The organism is Vibrio sp. TRT 29B02, from assembly GCF_050113655.1.
Lineage (GTDB): Bacteria > Pseudomonadota > Gammaproteobacteria > Enterobacterales > Vibrionaceae > Vibrio.
The window spans coordinates 16788-37940 of the sequence record NZ_JBNJOJ010000016.1; the positions used below are offsets into that span (position 1 = coordinate 16788).

The window sequence follows — 21153 nt, forward strand, 5'->3', positions numbered from 1 at the left end:
CTGAAATGAATGCATAATAACAGGTCAATTCAGTAATCTTTCGTTTAACAATATGTCTACAATTGGCGTTAGTGAGTGAGATTAATTGAGTTTGTCACAATGTTGAAACAGCAAGCCATACTAAAAACTAAACCATCTTCAGTACAGAACGCTAACTGCGTGGTCATGGTTCCACCTAAAGAATTTGCGTTTAATGCTGAAACGGCAAAAGACAATGAATTCCAGCATCAAGTGTCGGAATCGACCAGTCAAGTGCGTGAAAAAGCAATGCAAGAGTTCGAGACTATGGTCGATACGTTGCGCAAAGCGGGTGTTCAGGTTGTGGTATTTGATTATCCGCTCGGTGGTGTCGAAACACCTGATGCCGTGTTCCCAAACAATTGGTTTAGTACCACCGCAGACGGAACGCTTTACACGTTTCCTATGGCTTGTAAAAACCGTCAGCAAGAAGTTAAGACCGATGCTTTGGTTGAAGCGTTAGAGTTCGCGGGTCGCCCTGTTTTAGGTCAGGATAGCCTGACTTCTTACCTAGCTCATGATGCTCATTTAGAGAGCACAGGTGTCATGGTGAAAGATCATGTTAATAAAACTGTCTACGCGGCGCTATCTCAACGTTGTGATCGCGAAGTTCTTGAAGACTACGCACAACGTATCGGTTATGACCGTGTGGTCTCTTTCCAAACCGCGCTGCCGTCAGGTAAGCCAATTTATCATACCAATGTGATGATGGCGATTGGTGAGAGCTTCTGTGTCGTTTGTGATGAAGTGATCCCTGAATTTGAGCGTCGTTTTGTGATTAAGTCGCTGGCGAAAGATAAGCAGGTGATTTCAATCTCGATTGATCAGATGAACCAGTTCTGTGGCAACATTCTTCAGCTAGAAACGGTCAACGGTGAAAAAGTGATTGCGATGTCTCAGTCTGCATACGATGCATTTTCGCCAGCGCAACGTGCCCAGCTATCGAGCCATGGTAAGCTGTTGCCATTCAACGTAAAGACGATTGAAAACATTGGTGGTGGTAGCGTTCGCTGTATGCTGGGTGAAGTGTTTTTACCAAGCCGTACCCATCAGCTTTAAGCTGGGAACCGCAAATGAAACAGACAAAATCGACGCTTATAGGGCGTCGATTTTTTGTTTTTCTGGCGGACGAATGTGCTTCGGATACTGAGTGTTCGTACTACTGGTAGTATTTTTCAAGATAGTCGCGCAGTACGTCAATATCGACGGGGACAATCCCGCCTTTATCAGGCCCTTTAGCCACTAATCCTTCGCTGATCAGTTCATGGATAATACGTGTATACGCTCTTTCGGTGCAGCCAAAGCGTTGTGCTTCCTGATACATATAGGTATGGCCGGATGAACGGGCGCTGTTACTGTATCGACTGACGAGATCTTTGATGATGTTAAATTTAAGCGGATACAGCGAACGCTCTATCGCAATATGCATAGTATTGAGATAGATGTTGGACATTCTATGTGTCATCCAAAATGCGACACTGCCGTCAGAAATCAGCAGTTCAGCAAACTTATCCCGTGGGATCACGATCAGTTGTGCATCTGTGGTGGCGATGACGCTGAATGGGCTGGGGGCATCGGAGAAAAACTCCATCTCACCAAAAAAGTTATCTTCAATGTAATAGTCACCCAAACTGAGTGTTTTGCCATTTTCAGCGGTGTGCAGAACAGAAAATTGTGCCGCCTCTGACCAATAGACATCATTGACTTCGCTATGCTGACGTATGATGTGGTCGCCTTTTTGCACTTGAATAGTTCGGTATTGTTCATCTTTCACTAACTGACGGATTTTGTTCAGTCCATCATTTAAAATCTTGTTCTTATCCATAGTGAATTTTCTTTATTCAACAAAGTGTTGAATGATTTAGCCTCTGACCGGACAATTGTCGTGTTACTTATGTTAGATAATCATATAACATGAATTTTATTGTAATCAAAAACAAAGGATAAAGTGTGTGAATCACGATTATTGCTATAGTTGCAATAGCGTGTTGTTTTACCTCTTTATCGTATAAGCAGTGAAAGTTAGGACTGAACCCGATGAACTATTTTGATCTCCCGAAAATTGATCTCCATTGCCACCTTGATGGTAGCCTTCGCCCACAAACGGTAATTGATTTAGCTGCCGAGCAGAACATCGAGCTGCCAAGTACCGATGCGGATGTCATCAAAGAGATGATGGTTGCTCCAGAGACTTGTCCCAACCTGCAAGAGTACTTAGATCGTTTTGCACTGCCAATTAAAGTGATGCAAACAGCCGAAGGTATTGAGCGTATTTCGTTTGAACTGTTCGAAGATGCCGCAAAAGAGAACGTAAAATACTTAGAAGTGCGTTTTGCGCCACACCTTCACATTCAAAATGGTCTTAGCCATGAGCAGATTATTGAAAGTGCAGTAAAAGGTATGAAGCGTGCGGAAGCGCAGTATGACATCAAAGGTAACTACATTTTGTCTGCGGTTAAGTTCCTACCTTCAGACACAATCCCTCCAGTATTGGATGCGGGTGAAAAGTTCCTAGGTGATGGTGTTGTGGCGTTTGACTTGGCTGGCAGTGAGTTGGACAACTTCGCCCACGATTATGTGACTTACACTCAATATGCTCGTGACAAAGGCTACCGCATTACTATTCACGCGGGCGAGCAGGGCTGCGGTCAGAACGTTTATGATGCCATCGAATTGCTAGGCGCTGAACGTATTGGTCACGGTGTTGCCATTAAAGACCATGCGCAAGCTTACCAACGCGTTAAGCAAGATGCAGTGGGTCTGGAAGCGTGTCCAAGCAGTAATGTGCAAACGAAAGCGATCTCTGAGCTTAAGCTTCATCCGCTGAAAGATTTCCACAAAGACGGCCTACCAGTAACGATCAATACTGATAACCGTACGGTTTCTAATACCACCATGACTCAAGAAGTTGAAAAAGTGATGGAACTGTTTGAGCTAACGGCAGAAGACTATGCGCAAATCTACCGCGCAAGTGTTGAGCAGTGTTTTGCTAGCGAAGAAGTGAAACAGAAGCTGATGCAGTACATCTAAACGCTGAGGCTGCAAAGTGAACATGAAAACCGCCCAAAACAGGGCGGTTTTTTTCTTTTAGGTGATTAGAACTTAGGTGATTAGAACTTCACTTGGTAGTTTAAGGTGAATGTACGACCGCGACCTTTGTACTGATAAAGGGCATCGCTGCCTGTGTACCAGTATTGAGCACGTTGACTCCAAGTTGTGTAGTAGTCTTCGTTAAATAAGTTCTTGATCCCGAAGCCAAGGCTACCCACTGGAAGCTGATAAGCGCCACTAAAGTCAACCACGGTGTAACCATCGAGCTCACGCTGATCGGTATCTTTGTAATCAAACATAGTCAGGCTTTGTAGCTTCAAGCTGTAGTCATTGTCATACCAGCCAACCCAAGCCCCAGCTTTAGAGGTACTTGCTTCCATCACTTGGTGATCTTCCCATCCTGCATCGGTTTTGGTTTGTGTTACGACATAGTGGCCGGACAAACCAAGTTGCAGCATGTCTGTGGCCCAGTAGCTGACTTGAGCTTCTGCACCGTAGACACGTTTAGGATCGGCCAGTCCAGAGATAGAGAAATCATCTTCGTACTGAACTGTTGCGCTAGAGTGTGAGTAGTAAATCGCTGATTGCAGTGACAGATTATCTAGGTCATTGCGATAACCGATTTCGTAGCTGTCTGTTTTGATTCCTTCGAGTTTAGATGCCGCGACATCTTGCGTCGCACTCTTGCCATAGTAGCGATACAACTGAGGGATATCGAAACCTTGCGAGAAGTTAGCCCAAACTTGAGATGTTGGATCTAAGTGATAAATCGTACCAAGGTTGAAGAGACCTTCAGCGTAGTCGGTTGAACCACCAGGAACAAACGTCGAGCTTGGTGTAGCTTGAAAATCGGCAACATCAATGTCCATGTATTGGTAACGGTAGCCCGTTTGAACAGACCAGTCGTCGGTAATTTGGTACTCCGCTTGAATAAAGCCAGCGAGAGATTGGCTGTCAATGCCAGGGTAACGGCCTTGGATGTCATTGATGACATGAACTAGGCCGCCGGTCGCTTCGGTCGTGGCCTGATCGTAGACGGCTTTGTCGCTATCGAATTTATCTATGTAACCATCAACACCGTAGGTCAACGTTAATGAGCCTAATGATTTATTCAGCGCCGCTTTCATCGCCAAAATATCGGTGGATTGACGAGAAGAGTTGGTTGAGAGTGTGCTCTTACCGTCGGATGTGTACGGCATGAACGTATGGTCTTCGGTTCGGTAGGAAAGCTCGGCAATCAGCTGGTGGCTCAAGAAACTGTTATTGGTGTATGCCGCACTGAGCATTACACGCTCTGTCCCCTGCTGACGCTCTGCTGAGTATCCTTCTCTAACATCGACAAACTGAAACTTGCCGCTACCGTCTTTTTCAAAGTAGAGGCCGTAAGGAGTATCTTGCTGGCTATCGTAGTATTGCGCCAACAGATTTAGCTGCTGACCAGGTGCAAGATTGATTTGCAGGTTGCCCAACAGATCGATGGTTTCGTTGAACTGTGTTGATCCTTGTGTAATGTCGGGGGTAACGATTTTGCCATCAGCATCAAAGTAACCCTGAGTTTTGGTGTACGCGACCGACGCTCGACCTTGAACTTTTTCATTGCCACCTGCGATTGATTGCGCCAGTTTGTAGTCAAAATCTTCGCTGGATGAGAAGCCAGAAGTACCGCTGACAAAGGTTTCAAACTCAACGTCGTCACCTGAGGCTTTCTTGGTCACGATATTGATGACACCACCTGCCGAGCCCGCTCCATAAATCGACGTTGCGCCAGATAGAACTTCGATGCGTTCGATGTTGAATGGATCAATGGAGTCCAACTGACGGCTTAGTGAGCGGACAGACTGAAGCGACACGCCATCAATCATCACCATCAGGCTTCGACCACGCAGATTTTGCCCCGAGTGCGTACGGCCACCGCTGCTGACATCTAGCGAGGGAATTGTGGCAGCTAGAATCTCATCGAGGCTCTTGCCACCACGGTACTCCTGCTCGATGGTTTGTGAATCGATATACCAGACCGTGCCTGGAATATCGCTGATGGCTTTTGGTAGATGGCTTGATACCACGACCATCTTCTCATTGCTGGTGTATTCTTGGGCTTGAGCGGCAAATACCGTAGTCGCAGCAGCAACAGCAATAGCGACAGTAGATAGTGGAAAACTTCCTTTTTTAACGTTCATTTTTTTCTCTATGTTTAATGTATAGGCGCGACAAGACGCTATGTCTTGTTCAATGGCCTTAGTTTCTTGCTTTGATAAATAGGTCTCGATCTACGCAAAGAGACCAAGTACCTAAATGGATCAGATCGTCGATGCCTTGCTAACAGAGCTCGGGCTAAGCCAATCGATCATCCCGCGACCGGAATCGGTCTCAAACAGTGTGTCTCCAGCCAGACTATTGATGATCCTTGCGCTTCTCCAAGCCATCAGACTGAGCTGCGGCTCAGCAATTCCGTGGCTGTGCATGCCTGCGTTGACGGCAAAGATTTTGTTGTTGTGCTGACCTTCCCATTTCAGTTCGAAATCGGCACTCATCTGATAGCGGTTATCCTCATCCATATCGAGTAAAGGCAATATGTCGCGCAAACAGGCTGGATAGGGCGCTTCAAAACCGGTCGCGAGAATGACAACATCCGCATGATGTGTTTCAAGGTTTTGCCCCAGAGCATTGTTGGCGGCTAACCTGAATCCATCAGACTCGTTGTTAATGTGAGTCACGGTGCGATGAGGCAGTAGTCTTACCCATTTCTCTTCTTTCAGAACGTCGAAGCGTTGGTAAAGCTCTTGATAAATGGTCAGCAGCGCTTTTTGTGTAATGCCGTCAGAGGTGAGTTTCTGATTGGCAATCTCTTTGTGTTTGACTGCTGGAGAGAGGTTGATAAATGCATCCACATAGTCTGGAGCGAAGAACTCATTGGTAAACGATGCCTCATCAAGTGGTTGGTAGTTTGACCGACGTGATAACCAGTCTAAAGATTTAGGCTTGCCCCATTTATGTTGCAGTGCGTTGATGAAGATATCGGCACCGCTTTGTCCTCCGCCAATGATCATCACACGCTTGTTGGTAAAATCTCGCTGGCGAAGACCGATTTCAGCAGCATGGAAAACACGTTCACCGATATGCGCTTTGGCACAGTCAGGAATAAAGGGTACTTTACCTGTACCGATACACAAGTTGTCAGCTTGATAGACACCTTGGTTGGTATGGAGATGGAAGGTTTTGCCCGTGTATTCGACTTGCTCAACGCGAGTGGAGAATTGAACGTTGTCCATTTGATGTGCCGCCCATGCCAAATAGTCCGAGAACTCATGACGACTGATGCACTGGAGTTCGGCCGACAAAAAGCGATAGAACTTTTTGTTTTTGACCAGATAAGAGAGAAATGAGTAGCGGTTTTCTGGGCTGATTGCTGTCACTAAATCTTTGAGAAACATGGTTTGCATGTTGGTGTTATCGAGTAACAACCCTGGATGCCACGCAAAGGTATCTCTGCTTTCGAAGAAGCGTGACGTTATTTGAGGTTTTTCAGTCAATAGAGCAGCAATACTGAGGTTAAACGGCCCAACACCGACACCTGCTAGATCGAGTTTGACGTTGTGAGTGTGTTCCATGATCACAATCCTTTTCTTGGTTTACTTTATGCGGCTTAACTTGCCGTTATGTATTGTTATAAGTCTTTAAATTTGGTGTTCTGCTCGCAGTGCTGTCACCAGTGGGTTGTCAAGCATGTCATCCATATCGGGTAGCATTCTTGATGAGCTGGCATCGGTACTGTGGCGGAACTTGGCTAAGTTAAGTCCGATACGCAATATGCGTGGTTTGAATAGATCGAACTTGGCGAATCGGTGCTGATAGTCAGGATGTTGTGCCATGTAGGCTTTGATACGTTGGCCTAACAGCGCGTAAAACTGACGCTCAGAAAAACCGAGTTTGGCGACTAAAGGTGAGATAAAACGTAGCGTCGTTACGAAGTGACCGGTTTGCAGATCATGAATGATCAACGCTTCGTCGAGTCGCACGGTGACCTCTTTTACCCTTGGGTCAAGCGTTGACTGTTCTGGGTAGTCATTTGAAACAAGACGCATGTCACCTTGGAAGTCTTTGAGTAAAATTCGTTTCGGCAGATCGTTTTCTAATACTAAGGTGACGTTTTGCCCGTGAGCGATCAGTGATACGCCATAGACACACAGCAGGTGGTAGTAAGGTATGACAACCGCATCAAATAAATGCGTTAGCCATGTCTCTACTGAGACGCCTGAGCGGTTTATGTACTCACTGATGAGTGAGTTGCCCTGATTGTCACTTTCCATCAGCGCGGCCATTAAGCTCGCCTGCTCGCCCTGTTTTAGCTTCGATGCCGCTGATTCACGCCAGATAACCCCAAGCAGTTCATGGTAGCGATAAGGTGCATGCTGCAAGGCGTGGTAATCGGCTTGAGCGGCGAACGCAGCCGCGGGCTCCTGAAGAACCTCGGCTTGAGTCTTGATCAACACCTCGTCATGGCGAAATAGAGATTCAATCCAATCGGATGCGATTGGGCCAGCAAGAATGTAGCGACCAGGAATTCCCCTGTAGCAGGAGGTGTTCATGATGGTTAGCGGCAATTTGATATCGTAGCTATCCGGTCGAGTGACGTTACTCAATGTGCGTAGAGAGAGCTGTGGTAGGAACTGATCACCAAACTCACCGATGTAGATCAGCTTTTTCTCACTCAGTTCACGAACAAAGAGCAGCGATAACTTCTGGCTCCATTGCCACGGGTGAACGGGCAAATAATGATAGTCTGCGATGTCTACGCCATAGGATGTGACGATACTGTCCATCACTCTGCGCTCCGACTCGCTGATTGAGCCATTGAGCAGATCTTGCCAACTGACTCTATTGTTCGTTGCGAGTTGCAGTATTGAATGCTCGACAGCAACCCAACCGAGTTGGAAAACTCGTTGGGACTCGGGAGCGTAGCGTTTGAGATCATCGCTTCCCCAGCCGCGTCGCCCTTTGTTGAAAGCAAACTTAGGATGTCCGTCAAAGTAGGTTTGTTGCTGTTCACATGGCATTAGTGACAAATCGAGTGCGGATATCCCTTCTTTTTTGAGCATCAATTTACAGTCGCCTAATAAGGTCGCATTCAGATCTTCTAGGTGCTCAGCAAACGCATCGTCCGACATATTGAGAAGCGTCTGTAAATCGCGCATCAATAGAGCTGCGGAAATGGTATTTTCCGGCTGGCGGCAAAGCGTTGTTGGCTCGATGACGACCTGTCCCCAGATGTTTTCAGAGCCTTGGAATCGGTAGCTAACACCATTACTCAACGAAAGAGAATAGCCCGCATCCTCTTGGTTGAAACGAAATGCCTGTTCATACGCAAATTCACTGATGATCTTGGCGACGAGTTTCTGGTTAGCCAAAGGCCAGTATTTATGTAGTGCTATCTGGTCCATTACCACTGCTCCGAGAAGAAACGATCACGGGTCAACATCAGTAACGCAGAGCGTTTGTGAGGGAAGTTGAACTCAAAACACTTTTCATAGCCGAACGGCAAAATTCGATTGAATAGTCGCTGGTTATCCGATCTTGGTTCGAGAACCAGTCGTTGAGTGCGCACATCATCAAGGAAAAGATAGTGGCTAATCGCTTTCATCCACGCATTGAAGTGCTGAGGTCCACGAAAGTCTTGCTCGCCAACGAGAAGATGAATACCACGGTCATAGTCTTGTACGTCGTAGTAAGGGCTCAGCCTGTCTTCGGCGACCCAATAGACTTCAACGTAGCCAAAAGGTTGGCCGTTGAACTCTCCAATCAGTGGAATAATATGTGGGTCAGCCATACGCTGATGAAGGAATTCAGCCAGTTTTTCCTCACTCCATGCTTGTTCCCAGAAATGGGCGACGCGCGGGTCGTTCATCCAGCGCGTAAATCGAGCTAGATCCTTGTCGATATCGACGACACGGAAGCTGACTTGCAAGTCTGCGTCCTTGTCATGTCTCTGATAGACGCAACCTTCTGGCTTTGACGGCCTTAAAGGGTGAGGTCGGTATTGGTCGTTCGACTGAACTAAACGCTTTGGGAAATGAGTTGACGTTTTGTGTCTATGCCAAAGCAGTGGTAACTGGTAAAAACTCTTTCGGTGCAGCTCTCCATCGCTTAAAGAGAGCTCTTGAGTGACTTGCTGCTTAAGCTGTAGGTCATCAATCATCAGTGTCAGCGATTCAAGCTGTTTGTTGAGACTAAACAGTTGGTCGAGTTCGTTAACGAAGGTCTCGAACAGCGTAGGTTGATCGAGGTCGCTGGCTTGGAGAGTGACACGCGCACTTGGTGTAGGGTTATCTTGATAGATAACCGTTTTAAAATCAGACATGTGCAGTTTCCTTAACGCAAGCAAGAGGATTAGGAAGGTCGAAGTAAATCACCGCAGGATCGGGGATAGAGTTTTCGTTGAAGTTTTGCAAGTAGCAGAAAAAGTTACCTTTACAGCACAGCGTCTTACTTTCTAAAACATAGCGCAAACAGCGGTCATCATTGACCCCTGTTTCGAGTAGTGCAGTGAGCTTTTTATACAGAATCTCGACTAACTGTGACTCTTCAAGGTCGAGGTTGGTGCAAATCGCTGAGATAACATTGAACGTTGAATTGATGATTAGGTAATACGCAAAGTAACGTTCGACCTTCTCTTGGCTCCAGTAGTTCTCTAACGTGTCGTCTTCATCTCCTAATCGATCACCAAAGCGCTGCAAGGCGAGATCCGTGTAGCCAGTTCCCTGACAGTCACGATAGTACATACCGACAGGGAAGCCTTGTTCCAATTGCATTACGATATTCTGCTGGTGGGCTAAGAACACGATGCCGAAGTTGGCTTGAAGGTGGAAGAGAGATATCACGCAATGAGTACAATAGGCTTCAAACCATTGTTTTGCCGCTTGTTGCTGCGAAAGTTTGTTTTGCTGAGCGTAGTGACGAATTCGGGCGGCCACAAGGCTTTCACCGCCATAAGGATTCTGCTGAGTTAGCGTGGCGAGTACGACCGCTTCCTGCTGTGGTTTGTGTTCCAGCGGGTTGTCTCTAAATGCCACAAGACTCTCGTCAATGGTGTGGCCGTCGATATCTTTTAGGCCAATATACGCTGGCTCTTGCATCAGTTGGAAACCAAAGCCTTTACCCAGTTGCTGATCAAGCATGTCTTGTTGGAAGAGGTCGTTCAAACGTGTCCCGCGAATCACTTCTTTGAGTGATAGGTTACGAATTGAATTGGTCAGCTTTACACTGAGTGAGAACTTCAGCATATAAGGTAGCGACGGCGCATATAGCGAACGGGTTGATGAGGTCGGGTACCAGTTTACGCCGAATTGACCGAGATTATCGATTTGTCCTTTGTCTAGATAGTGAGTAATGGAAGGATTGTTGGTCATCACACGCCATTGCCAAGGGTGAACGGGGAGCAGACACTTGTCTTGGAGTTCTGCGTCAGCGAGTGCCTGTGTGAGTTTGGGGTCATGGGCGACTAAGTCCGACATACGTTGCTGGCATGACATATTGGCAGAACTGCCTTGAACGATGAGCTCTTTGTCTACGCTGAGCCAGTAAAGCTGGAATTGCCCGCCAAGCTCTGGGGAATAAACCTTGGCATCTTCCAAGCTAAATTGTTCGCGACTCTTGGGTGCTGGGTGGAAGGAGTGCCCAATCAGCAGTCCCTGTTCTGCGGTCTTAAAATCAAGAGCGTCGCTGAAGAGTTTCGCTTGGTATGGGGAGTGTTGCACGCCTTGGCTCGTATTACGTTGACTCTCCAGTACTCGAGTGGCAAAGATCTGTTTTTGCTCGTCACTAATCAATCCGACAATCGCGGGTTCGCCAACAATTAAATCGATAAGCTCGTTGACTGATAATGCGGTCAGTGAGTCACCGTTAACCAGCAGTGCTGGCAGTTGGTATTCGTGACTTCCTAGCGATGAATAATAGCTAAGTGGAATATGAATAGATCGGTCACAAGACAGTGTTAAATGATAGGTGATGCTGTTCTCATGTGAATCGATGTGAACGGCTTGGCTTTCTCGGGCAAGCGAATTGAGAAAACATGCTAAGGCGGGGTCATTGTTGGTGACCTGTTGATTTGAAATCTCGCGGTTGAGCGAAGCGCTGGGATTCATTTTCTTTCTCGAATTATTATTAATTAAACTGACACCGCGAATGCTAATTATTATCATTCTCATGATCAACTGTTTTTTAATAAATTATCGAATTTAGTAACAAGCTGGGTAAGTGTTGGTTTTATCAATAATTATATAGTATGGAATTCTATTGCTAGAGCGCCATACTATCGCCATGGCGCAGCTACGCGTTATTTCCTCATCAAATAGAGGAAGTACCCCCCACCAATTAATGACGCAAGTAACCCAGCAGGGAACTGCCACGGGAACCATAAGGTGCGGCCTATCCAATCTGCGCTGACCATGATAGTTGCCCCCAACAGAGCCGCCGTGATCATTTGCGGCAGAGCCCGGTATTGGTGTAGTGACCGTGCCATGTGCGGAGCGAGTAAACCAATAAAACTGAGTGGGCCAATAACGATGGTGCAGAGGGTGGTAAGTGCCGCAACAACCATCAGCAGTACGAGCCTGACCATGGTTGCGTTTAGGCCGATGCTGTTGGTCGTGACTTCACCGAGAGTGATCAATGTGATCCAACGCTGAAGCGAGAACGCTATTGCTCCCATCAATAAGACACCAGCCATCAGCAACCACATATCTTCACGACTGACCAGATAAGTGGAACCCGATAACCAAGTAAGCAATGCGGCTGCGTTGTCGTGTCCTGAACTCATCGCGACTCTCAACAGAGCATCGAGTCCTGCACTTAATGCAATACCAGTCAGTAAAGTGTGGGTTGGCGCGAAGTTGTGTTTTCTCCCCATTAGCCATACCAGACCTGTGACCGACACTGCACCTAGCGTGCCGAGTAGCATTTGTTGGTCTCGCTCTATCGCTATACCGCTTAGTGTGCCGAGTACCAAGGCTAAAGCCGCTCCAGAGCTTATACCGAGCACTTCGGGACTCGCCATTGGATTGTTTGATAACCGTTGGATGATGGTGCCTGCAAACGCGAGCCCAATCCCAGCGAGAAGTGCAACCATAACCCTTGGAAACCTGAGCTCAAATAGGGACTGGGTCAATGTTGCGTTCCAACCGATGGGAGTTCTCCCAACAGTAAGAGCAATGATGGTGGTGGCGAATAACATGCCCAGCAGTAAAGCGACAATCTTTGTTGGATCGACAGCTTTGTACTGGCTATAAGATTCGTTTCTCGCTTTAAGGTCTGACTGCAATTTGGTTCGCTGTAATAACCATAGCAAAAACGGCGCGCCGATTAGAGCGGTCATGGCCCCGGTGGGTAGCAACTCACCGCCAACACCAGAGAAAGGCTGAACGACGAGATCGACGATAAGTAGGAGTGTACTGCCGACTATTCCACTGACTAGGATCTGTTTCATCAATGAACGAGCGCCTAACATTCTCGCTATTGCTGGTGCCACGATGCCGACAAACCCGATCAGCCCAACCTCACTAACGACCGCCGCAGTGATAAAAATGGCCAGTGATAGGCAGGCAAGCTTAATTTGTTTGATATTCACGCCTAACGAGGTCGCGATATTGTCACCAAACTGCAAAACCGATAGCGGCCGTTGCAGGACTAACAAGAGTAGCGTGGGTAACGCGATAAGCGGCAGCAAAAGTTGCGCACTCGTCCAGTCATTTTGGTTGAGTACGCCCGCACCCCAGACAAAGATGGTCGTGAGGCGTTGTTCATGCAATAACAGCAGCATGGTGTTTACTGAACCAAGAAACAGGCTGACGACCAACCCCGCTAGTACCATATGCAATGGCGAAAAACCTCTGCTGGAGCTGAGAGTAAACACCAGTCCTGTCGCTAAACAGCCACCAATAAACGCTGGGATAAAAGTAGCAATCCAGGTCGTGCTAGGCAGCAAAAGTAGCCCCATCACCATGCCAAACTCTGCCCCAGATGCAACACCGAGCGTCGTGGGCGAGGCGATAGGATTGCGCAGGACAAACTGCATAACGCATCCAGCAACCGCAAGGGCAAATCCACACATTACCGCGACAGTTAATCTTGGTAGATAGGTGTAATGGGTAATAATGTGCTGATAGTTTGTCTCATCAAAATGAAACACAGTTTGCCAGAGTATGCCAATCCCTTGTGAGTATGGCGCCGTAATCTGTAGCAGACCGCCAATCACCACCATACAGGTGACAGTTAGGAGCAAATAGCCGCTATTTGGGTATTCTCTGGTTTGTAGAAGCTTGGTCGCGTGCATTAAGGATGAACAAGTTGTTGGGTAATGTGGTCACTGAATCGTTGGGCGGCGATAAGACCACCAAAAGTCCAAATTGCAGGAAGTTCGTAGACTGAATCAGTACGAGTAAATGTCATTGCCTGCCAAAGTGGTGATTGAGCAAGGAGTTTGCGTTCCTTCTCTTTCAGAGGACCAAAGAGAAACAGATGGGTGTTTTGATGCTCGGCTAGCTTTTCAGTCCCAGTGGTGGTGAACCCCCACATATTGGTTGTTTCTTGCCAGTTATTACGCAGTCCCATAGCTGTAATTGTGTCTTGCGCTAGTGAACCTTGGCTGTGAATACGTAGAGTCTTGTCGTTGATAAAGCGTGCAAAGATAACCGGTTTATCAGCTAAGCCTGCCGCTTGAATCTTAAGTCCGTTGTCTGTCAGTCGTTGGTGCGTCTGATCAATAACATGCTCAGCTTGTTGCTGCTTGTCTAACAGTTGCCCTAAAGAACGGGTGATGGATTCCGCTGATTTAAGAGGCTGTTTGTCCTCGTTGTAGATGGTAAACACTAACACGGGTGCAATCTGACTGAGCGGTTGGTATGCCGCAGCCATATGTTTACTGATAAGTATCACGTCTGGTTTGAGCTCACTGAGCAGTTCAAGGTTAGGTTCTCTGCGTGAGCCGACGTCTGTCGCTGACGCATTTAAGTGAGGCTCTTCTACCCACTGTTGATAGCCTTGAGGATTTGCTACGCCATAGAGATCGACACCTAAACTCAAAACGGTTTCCGTTAATGCCCAATCTAACGCCACCACTTTCTTTGGTGGTTGGTCGAATGAGCTCACTCCCATCTCATGAGTAATGTCTATCGCGTGACTTTGACTAGAGGCGATGGCAAAAAACAAGATTAAGAAAAATTTTTTCACTATTCGTTCCTTTGTGGTTTAGGGGATATAACTGATGGGCTGACCCGTATCGGGGTGGGGGAAAAGAGCTAGCTCCATACCGTATATCTGCATGAGAGTCTCTGGTGTCATCAAATCTTTTGGGGTACCTGACGCAATCACTTTGCCTGAGTGGAGAGCGATCAAGCGGTCGCTGAATTTGGCGGCCATGTTTACGTCGTGCAACACCATGATCACCGTGATTCCCAATGACAGGTTGAGTTCACGAATTAAAGCGAGCAACTCGTGCTGGTGGGCGACATCCAAAGCGGAAGTGGGTTCGTCAAGTAAGATACATTGGCTTTGCTGAGCAAGTAGCATGGCGACCCATGCTCGCTGCCGCTCACCACCAGATAGGGTAGCGACATAGCGTTCAGCGAGCGAGGTCAGCCCCACTTGTTCGATTGCCGAATCGACGATAGCGTGATCTTGTTGGTTATAGCGACCAAAAGCGCCTTTCCAAGGGTAGCGGCCAAAGCAGACAAGTTCGCGAATGGTCACTCCATCGGTGAGTGGAGGATGTTGTGGCAGATACGCAACTTGATGAGCAAACTCTAGATGACTGAATGAAGCCACAGGCGAATCTTGGAACAAAACTCTACCGCTACTGGCACTGTATTGTCGGCTTAGTAATTTCATCAGGGTCGATTTCCCACAACCGTTATGACCGAGTAAGGTGGTTATTTTTCCTTGCTCGAAATCGAGATTGGTTGAGGAGAGTATAGCCTTGCCGTCGATTTCAAACGACGCATCGACAAGTCGGTACATAGTAAATATCAAGTTGTGTTATTGATTCCGAGTCAGTAATGTTAACATATCGAAATATAAATGATAATTAATTTCATAATCATTTGGTTTGTGACGGTCTTTATGACTACGTTATGAGCTTGATTACGTATACAGTGCCTTCAATATGTTGTCAGTTACACAAAATAAAACCGCCCAACTGGGTGTTGTTGGCTTAGCGGCCGCATTAATGGGAATAGGTCAGAATGGCCTGTTGGTGTCATTGCCTTTTCTGGTTGAGCAATCTGCGTTTAGCTTGCCGACATGGTCGATACTCATTGCGGTTGGCAGTCTGCTGTTTCTACCATCGGCTCCTTATTGGGGAAGATATAGCGATAGATATGGCCCCAAGACCGTGGTGATAAAGGCCCTTGCGGGGATGGCGATCAGCTTTTTACTCCTGACTCTGTTCGCCTTCTTGAGTAAAGGACAAGAGACTTGGCTTAGCGTGTATTTAGCGGGGCTTTTGCTCGCGCGGATTATCTACGGTTGCACTGTGTCGGGTATGGTGCCTGCCAGTCAACATTGGGCGATTATCTTGTGTGGTAAAAATAACCGTTTACAGGCTATCACCTCAGTAAGCATTGGATTAAGTACGGGAAGATTAATTGGGCCACTTATCTCAATTCTGGCCTTGAAGATGTCGCCTTATGCTCCGTTAATGGTGATGGTCGCCTTGCCTTGCTTCGCTCTGCTGGTTGCCCTCTATCTTCCAGCCCCCAAGGTCGATCCAAGCACAGGCTCTAGTGAGAAACCGCCCTTAGCTTGGTTTCCAGAAAAGAAACTGCTGCCTTTTTTAACCAGTGGGTTACTGCTCTGTGCTGCCATTGCGTTACTACAATATAGTTTTTCGCCTTTGATCAGCACAATCACGTCGTGGACAACGGCACAAATCAGTGACGCAATCGGTGTTTTACTGACAGTTAGCGCCGCCTGCACGTTTGTCACTCAGGTGCTTGTGATTAAGAAGAAAAAACTGTCACCGCTAGCTATGTATCGAACGGGGGCTCTATGCTTAGCGTTCGGATTCATGCTTTTTCTTACTGAGAACATATGGATATTTGGGATAGCGATGACGATAGTGGCTTGCGGTGCGGCGTTGCTTGTCCCTGCCTACACCTGCTCTGCGACCGAACAACAGCAGGATTCGCCGGGTGCTGTCGCTGGGTACATTTCGATGTTTCATACCATCGGATATGGGGTCGCTTCGTTGCTTGCATTTAGTGCAACGATATCCGCCAATTATCCAATATATCTTTGCGTCATGTTCGCTATCGCGATCGGCATCCTCGCCTACTTCTTTACGGGCAAGCGACGGACTGAAGAGCAAAAAGCGTATTAGCGTTTGTTGTCTGGATGCCTAGGGCAGTCGCTGCACAGTTGGCGTCCACTACATTTATAAACTAGGCAGCAGCTGGTTCTGGTCAGTTTCAGCTCGCGAGATTGCGGTAGGTATCGAAGTGAGCACAGCAGCTTTTCAGGTAGCTCACAAGCTTGTAACCAAAGTCTAGCTTGCTGCATTAGGTACTCTTCACCCAACTCAGGGGCAGACTGATGAAGTTTAACGATGCATCCAAGCACGCCATCGGCAAATAGATGGCGAGTAAATCCGGGTCTAATCCGTGTCCATTGACTCATTTCATCACGGAAATAGTTGAACAGCTCAATCAGTTGTTTGCCCGCATGGGTAATAAGCTCTGATTCATTACCTTGTCGATAATCTAATGATTCAAACTGATAGCCACTGACAAAAGTGGGTTGAAGTTTTTGAGCCATTGAAGTGAGGTTGGGTAAGCCACGACAGGCGTAGATTGAGATAAAAGCGACGTAAATGGGTTGCCAGCAGAGCAGTGTCCAAGTTCGTGTTAACCAGTAGGCCGATCCCGCTTCGGGATACTCTTGCTTTAGGCTTAAGTAGAGTTCTCGAATCGATGGTGAACTGGAGCGAGCAATATGAATGAGAGAAGGGTCACTCGTGAGCAAAGGGGCTATTTGTCCGTCAAGATACGGCGTGACCTGTTTAGAATGTTCGAACAGACGCTCAAAGAACGCATAATCACTCATTAGGTGGTACTTATCTGTGCTGATTAACAAAGCGACAGGATAAAGATTAGCAAACCTAATTGCAATCAATTCTCATTAAGATTTGGTTCGGTGGGAAAAGCGGCTCTGCATCAAGCCGCTTTAAATTCGATTACAGATCGCGGTTCTCGGCGAATTTTTCTAGTCCGAGAACTAGTCCGATCGCACATAGCATTAGAATGATCGCGATACCCAGTTGCGCAGGTTGGGAGGTGAGAGCTTCAAAATCTGACGGGGAGAGGTTGTGCTGAATTAAAGGAACCTGTTCTCCTTTGGAATTAACACGCCAGCTGATGGTCTCTTTCCATGGCCAGATCTTTGGCAATGTACCGAGCATGAGGCCAGTCAAGAACACCAATGTAAGGTCGCGGAAGCGCTTTAGCAGCCAAGAAAGAACGTGAGAAAAGCTCAGAAGGCCAATCACACAGCCAGACAAAAACAGCAGTAGGATTGGCAGATCAAAGGATTTTACCGCGCCGAGTACTGGGGTATACATCCCGATCAGAAGCAGGATAAAGCTGCCAGAAATTCCCGGTAGGATCATCGCACAGATAGCAATGCCGCCTGCGAAAAGGACGTTGATATTGGTCGGCTCTAACTGAAGTGGATTTAACACCGTAATGCTGTAGGCGAATGCTACCCCTAACGCGAGGAAGACTAAGCGGCTTAGGCTACGTTGTTCGATCTGTTTGAGCATATGGAACACAGAAACCAGAATCAGACCAAAAAAGAATGACCACAAAGGAATTGGATGAGTCACCAACAGCCAAGAAATGAGTTTTGCCAATGTCGCAATACTGGTCAGTACCCCACCAAACAGTGAGATAAGAAACAAACCGTTAATATGTTGGAAAGCCGCTTTGAATCCATCTCGCTTCCAAATCCCGATTGCCGATGGGTTAATGCGTCGAATGCTCTCAAGCAAGGTGTCGTAGATGCCAGTGATAAACGCAATCGTACCGCCCGAGACTCCAGGTACAACATCAGCCGCGCCCATCGCGATGCCTTTTAGAAAAGTCGTTAGATAGTTCATTATTGAAGGTTAACTAAATTTTGGTGCAGAGAGTATATCGGCTAAGAGATGAAAAAAGTATGAAAAATCATACTAGAGTCAAGTATTGATAAGAGTGTAGTTTAATATGCATTTGCAAATTATTGCAAAATGCAATTTTCATTTTGCATTTTGAAATGGTTATTTGGGCAAAAAGTGTGCTTTAGAACAAAAAACAACGTGCTTTTAAAGTTGGCACGTTAAGTGCATATATTAGAGTGACCCTTCTTAAGCCGAGGGTCACCTAGCCAACTGACGTTGTTAGTGAATGTATTTTGTTCACACTATATATAAGCCAATCGCACTATTGCGGTTGGCTATTTTTTTGCCTGTTTTGTCAGTTTTTCCTGCATAAAGTGTTATTTTTATTCCCGTTTTTACCTAAGTTTACATAGTCACAAAGTGTGAATTTTGCGTCTGCACTCGACAAGTAGGGGCAATATTATTAATAATGTGCGCTTTCATTTTCAAAACCCGCGTCGTTTTCGTTGGGTTAACTGTTGAATCGAGCATCTTGAGGCTGTTTGAATAAGGACAAATTTCAATAGAAAAGTTGAACCATTGAGCAATTGCTCCTCAGAGTCAAATAGGGCTCTGTACTCGTTAAGGAAGATGAGTGAATAACTAAAAAGAGGTTATATGAATCAGATAATTTCAGTTGGACCGCTAGAATCTTTCTTAATCGCAATCAGCGTTTTATTCCTAGGGCACTTTGTAAATTCCAAACTTCCAATCTTGAAGAAGTTTAATATCCCTGAGCCGATTGTTGGTGGTCTTATCGTCGCAGTTATCATCACAATAATGCACTTCAATGGCATTAATCTCGAGTTCTCTCTGCCGTTGCAGAAAGTCTTTATGCTAATGTTCTTTAGCACCGTTGGTCTCGCTGCCAATTACACTCAGTTGATGAAAGGTGGAGCGAAGGTATTTATCTTCCTAGCAGTCGCTTCGTTTTATATCATCATTCAGAACGGCGTTGGTGTCTCGATGGCGACCGCGCTAGGCCTAGATCCTTTAATGGGTCTTATTGCTGGCTCGATTACTCTGTCTGGCGGACATGGCACTGGTGCCGCTTGGTCACAAACCTTTTCCGATAACTACGGCCTGACTAATACTCTCGAAATCGCGATGGCTTCAGCCACTTTTGGTTTGATTATTGGCGGTATTATTGGTAGCCCAGTTGCGCAGAAGCTGATCAATAAAAATGGCTTTGAATCAGAGTATGGTTCAGGTACACAGACTCACGCACGCTTTCCGGAACTCGTGACATACAACGAATATGAAGAAGATAAAGTGACGGCCAAAAAGGTCATCGAGATTCTTTTTATTCTGCTAATTTGTGTCACTGGTGCCAAGTATTTGGAGCAGTGGGTCGTGAGTTTCAACATCAGTTGGCTGATGATACCTGACTTTGTTTATGCGCTGTTTATTGGCGTGTTTATTACCAATGTATTGGAAGTGAGCAAAACCCATAAGATTGATGCTGAAACCGTTGATATTTTGGGTACGGTTTCTCTGTCACTGTTTTTAGCAATGGCGCTGATGAGTCTGAAACTATGGAACATTTTTGACCTTGCGATTCCATTTTTAGTCATTCTCGCTGTGCAGTCTGTGGTGCTAGGGTTTTTCTCTTATTTTGTGACCTTTAAAGTGATGGGCTCTAACTATGATGCGGCAGTAATAGCTGGTGGACATTGTGGCTTTGGTCTTGGAGCGACACCGACCGCGGTAATGAATATGGGGTCTTTGGTCAATAAATACGGTCCATCGCCACAGGCATTTATGGTGGTTCCAATTGTTGGAGCGTTCTTTATCGACATAGTGAACTTAATCATTCTACAAGGCTACATCTCGTTTATCGGTTAAACAAATCGGTAATTAAAAAACGCCCTGCTAATTGAGCAGGGCGTTTTTTTATATGAGAGATTAGCGCAAGGTTAGTTTGGTGCCATTGAACTTTAAGTGGCCTAGGAGGATCTTGGCATTGTTCTTCCCATCATCAGTGAATGCGACACCATAGCGTGCGTAATGGAGTGAACGTTGGAGGTTACACACCTTGCCAAATAGGGGCTCAAAGCGTGGGCCTTTGGGAGTATTTAGCTGAACATGAAGAGCAATCTCTTCGCCAACTTGAAAAGGTCGACTTAACGGCGCCGTGATAAAGCGACAACCGCCTTTCGACAAGTCTCGAATTTCGCACTCTAGCCTGTGAGTGTTAGCTTCGACACGTGCTGAAAGATTCACTTCGAAACGAGGCTCTTTGCGTAACTGTGTCACTTGCATCGTTTTAGGTACAGACAAAGCGACCATCGGCACTGGAGCCGTCAGCACATGTTGCAGTTGTCCACGGAAATGCACGATAGCGCCTTCACCGCGAGGTGAGATCGCACGTACAGTTGCCCAGAAACCTTCTTGAAAGAAATACTCTAAGTCATCATCAGAAATCTTTGGCAGTTCTGCTAACACAATGTTGTTGGAATGCGTGCCAATAAAAGAGGTTTTACAACGAAAGCTTGTACCAACAGGCGTTGAAATCCCGATCGTCAACTCACCACCATGTTCAATCATGGCTAGCGCATCGGTACTATTTAAAATAGAAACATTCTTATCGTTTGAGGAGCGAACTGTATGCTCCTTATGCGCCACCGCTGAGTTATTCATCTAGCCTCCATTGCTCCCACAATCATTATTCTTTTTACGTGTGGGTCTTTTTTAGTCATCTGACCTGTGAATTTTATACGGTCGGATAGAGTCAATTCTATGTGTGGTTTGCTAATTGTTCAAACATCAAATCTGACAATAAATTAGACGTGCGTATCATTTTTGAGAGATTCATCCAGCCAAAAGTGCAAGTAGTATGAATAACACTCACAGTTTTTGCGTGGATTAAGGGAGTTAGTCACGACAAGGCTTACCCCAAAGGGTAA

General features: G+C 46.5%; 16 protein-coding genes. 4 read left to right on the forward strand and 12 right to left on the reverse strand.

Annotated features, from left to right (window positions below; genetic code table 11):
- The first annotated feature begins 99 nt into the window (after positions 1-99).
- A complete protein-coding gene (locus ACQEXT_RS11420) occupies positions 100-1077 on the forward strand; it encodes an arginine deiminase-related protein (protein WP_426952104.1) in 978 nt (325 codons plus the stop codon).
- Positions 1078-1177: 100 nt separating this feature from the next.
- Here the strand turns inward: ACQEXT_RS11420 and ACQEXT_RS11425 are convergent, their stop codons facing one another.
- The gene (locus tag ACQEXT_RS11425) at positions 1178-1843 is read right to left on the reverse strand and encodes a Crp/Fnr family transcriptional regulator (RefSeq protein WP_426952105.1); all 666 of its coding nucleotides are present in this window, start codon (positions 1841-1843) and stop codon (positions 1178-1180) included.
- A gap of 212 nt (positions 1844-2055) precedes the next feature.
- Here ACQEXT_RS11425 and add point away from each other — a divergent pair, with 212 nt between their 5' ends.
- On the forward strand, positions 2056-3048 hold the full coding sequence (gene add, locus ACQEXT_RS11430) for an adenosine deaminase (protein WP_426952106.1): 993 nt from the start codon (positions 2056-2058) through the stop codon (positions 3046-3048).
- A gap of 80 nt (positions 3049-3128) precedes the next feature.
- Here the strand turns inward: add and ACQEXT_RS11435 are convergent, their stop codons facing one another.
- From ACQEXT_RS11435 to ACQEXT_RS11470, 8 genes are all read right to left on the reverse strand, one after another.
- Entirely contained in the window at positions 3129-5246 is a 2118-nt protein-coding gene (locus tag ACQEXT_RS11435) for a TonB-dependent receptor (RefSeq protein WP_426952108.1), read from the reverse strand.
- Between the two features lie 120 nt (positions 5247-5366).
- A complete protein-coding gene (locus ACQEXT_RS11440) occupies positions 5367-6677 on the reverse strand; it encodes a lysine N(6)-hydroxylase/L-ornithine N(5)-oxygenase family protein (protein ID WP_426952109.1) in 1311 nt (436 codons plus the stop codon).
- Between the two features lie 66 nt (positions 6678-6743).
- Positions 6744-8507 carry an IucA/IucC family protein gene (locus ACQEXT_RS11445; protein ID WP_426952111.1) on the reverse strand — a complete coding sequence of 588 codons (1764 nt, stop codon included), beginning with the start codon at positions 8505-8507 and terminating at the stop codon, positions 6744-6746.
- Positions 8507-9424: a GNAT family N-acetyltransferase gene (locus ACQEXT_RS11450; protein WP_426952113.1), complete on the reverse strand. Its 918-nt coding sequence runs from the start codon at positions 9422-9424 to the stop codon at positions 8507-8509. Before ACQEXT_RS11450 ends, ACQEXT_RS11445 begins: the two co-directional genes overlap by 1 nt.
- A complete protein-coding gene (locus ACQEXT_RS11455) occupies positions 9417-11207 on the reverse strand; it encodes an IucA/IucC family protein (RefSeq protein ID WP_426952115.1) in 1791 nt (596 codons plus the stop codon). Before ACQEXT_RS11455 ends, ACQEXT_RS11450 begins: the two co-directional genes overlap by 8 nt.
- Before the next feature lie 191 nt (positions 11208-11398).
- A complete protein-coding gene (gene fhuB, locus ACQEXT_RS11460; protein WP_426952117.1) occupies positions 11399-13393 on the reverse strand; it encodes a Fe(3+)-hydroxamate ABC transporter permease FhuB in 1995 nt (664 codons plus the stop codon).
- Positions 13393-14289: an ABC transporter substrate-binding protein gene (locus ACQEXT_RS11465; protein WP_426952118.1), complete on the reverse strand. Its 897-nt coding sequence runs from the start codon at positions 14287-14289 to the stop codon at positions 13393-13395. Before ACQEXT_RS11465 ends, fhuB begins: the two co-directional genes overlap by 1 nt.
- Positions 14290-14307: 18 nt before the next feature.
- Positions 14308-15075 (reverse strand): ABC transporter ATP-binding protein, encoded by a 768-nt coding sequence (locus tag ACQEXT_RS11470; RefSeq protein ID WP_426952119.1) that lies wholly within the window; start codon positions 15073-15075, stop codon positions 14308-14310.
- A 145-nt stretch (positions 15076-15220) separates the two neighbouring features.
- Between ACQEXT_RS11470 and ACQEXT_RS11475 the strand changes: the two genes are divergently transcribed.
- Positions 15221-16435 carry an MFS transporter gene (locus ACQEXT_RS11475; protein WP_426952121.1) on the forward strand — a complete coding sequence of 405 codons (1215 nt, stop codon included), beginning with the start codon at positions 15221-15223 and terminating at the stop codon, positions 16433-16435.
- Here ACQEXT_RS11475 and ACQEXT_RS11480 read toward each other — a convergent pair.
- Together ACQEXT_RS11480 and ACQEXT_RS11485 are read right to left on the reverse strand one after the other, a co-directional pair.
- Positions 16432-17157, reverse strand: a complete 726-nt coding sequence (locus ACQEXT_RS11480) for a siderophore ferric iron reductase (protein WP_426952123.1) — start codon at positions 17155-17157, stop codon at positions 16432-16434. The genes ACQEXT_RS11475 and ACQEXT_RS11480 overlap by 4 nt on opposite strands.
- A 130-nt stretch (positions 17158-17287) precedes the next feature.
- Entirely contained in the window at positions 17288-18208 is a 921-nt protein-coding gene (locus ACQEXT_RS11485) for a DUF368 domain-containing protein (RefSeq protein WP_138972660.1), read from the reverse strand.
- 657 nt (positions 18209-18865) lie between these two features.
- Between ACQEXT_RS11485 and gltS the strand changes: the two genes are divergently transcribed.
- Positions 18866-20092 carry a sodium/glutamate symporter gene (gltS, locus tag ACQEXT_RS11490; protein WP_426952125.1) on the forward strand — a complete coding sequence of 409 codons (1227 nt, stop codon included), beginning with the start codon at positions 18866-18868 and terminating at the stop codon, positions 20090-20092.
- A gap of 60 nt (positions 20093-20152) precedes the next feature.
- Here gltS and ACQEXT_RS11495 read toward each other — a convergent pair whose 3' ends face one another.
- Positions 20153-20887 carry a flagellar brake protein gene (locus tag ACQEXT_RS11495; protein ID WP_426952126.1) on the reverse strand — a complete coding sequence of 245 codons (735 nt, stop codon included), beginning with the start codon at positions 20885-20887 and terminating at the stop codon, positions 20153-20155.
- Positions 20888-21153 lie beyond the last annotated feature (266 nt).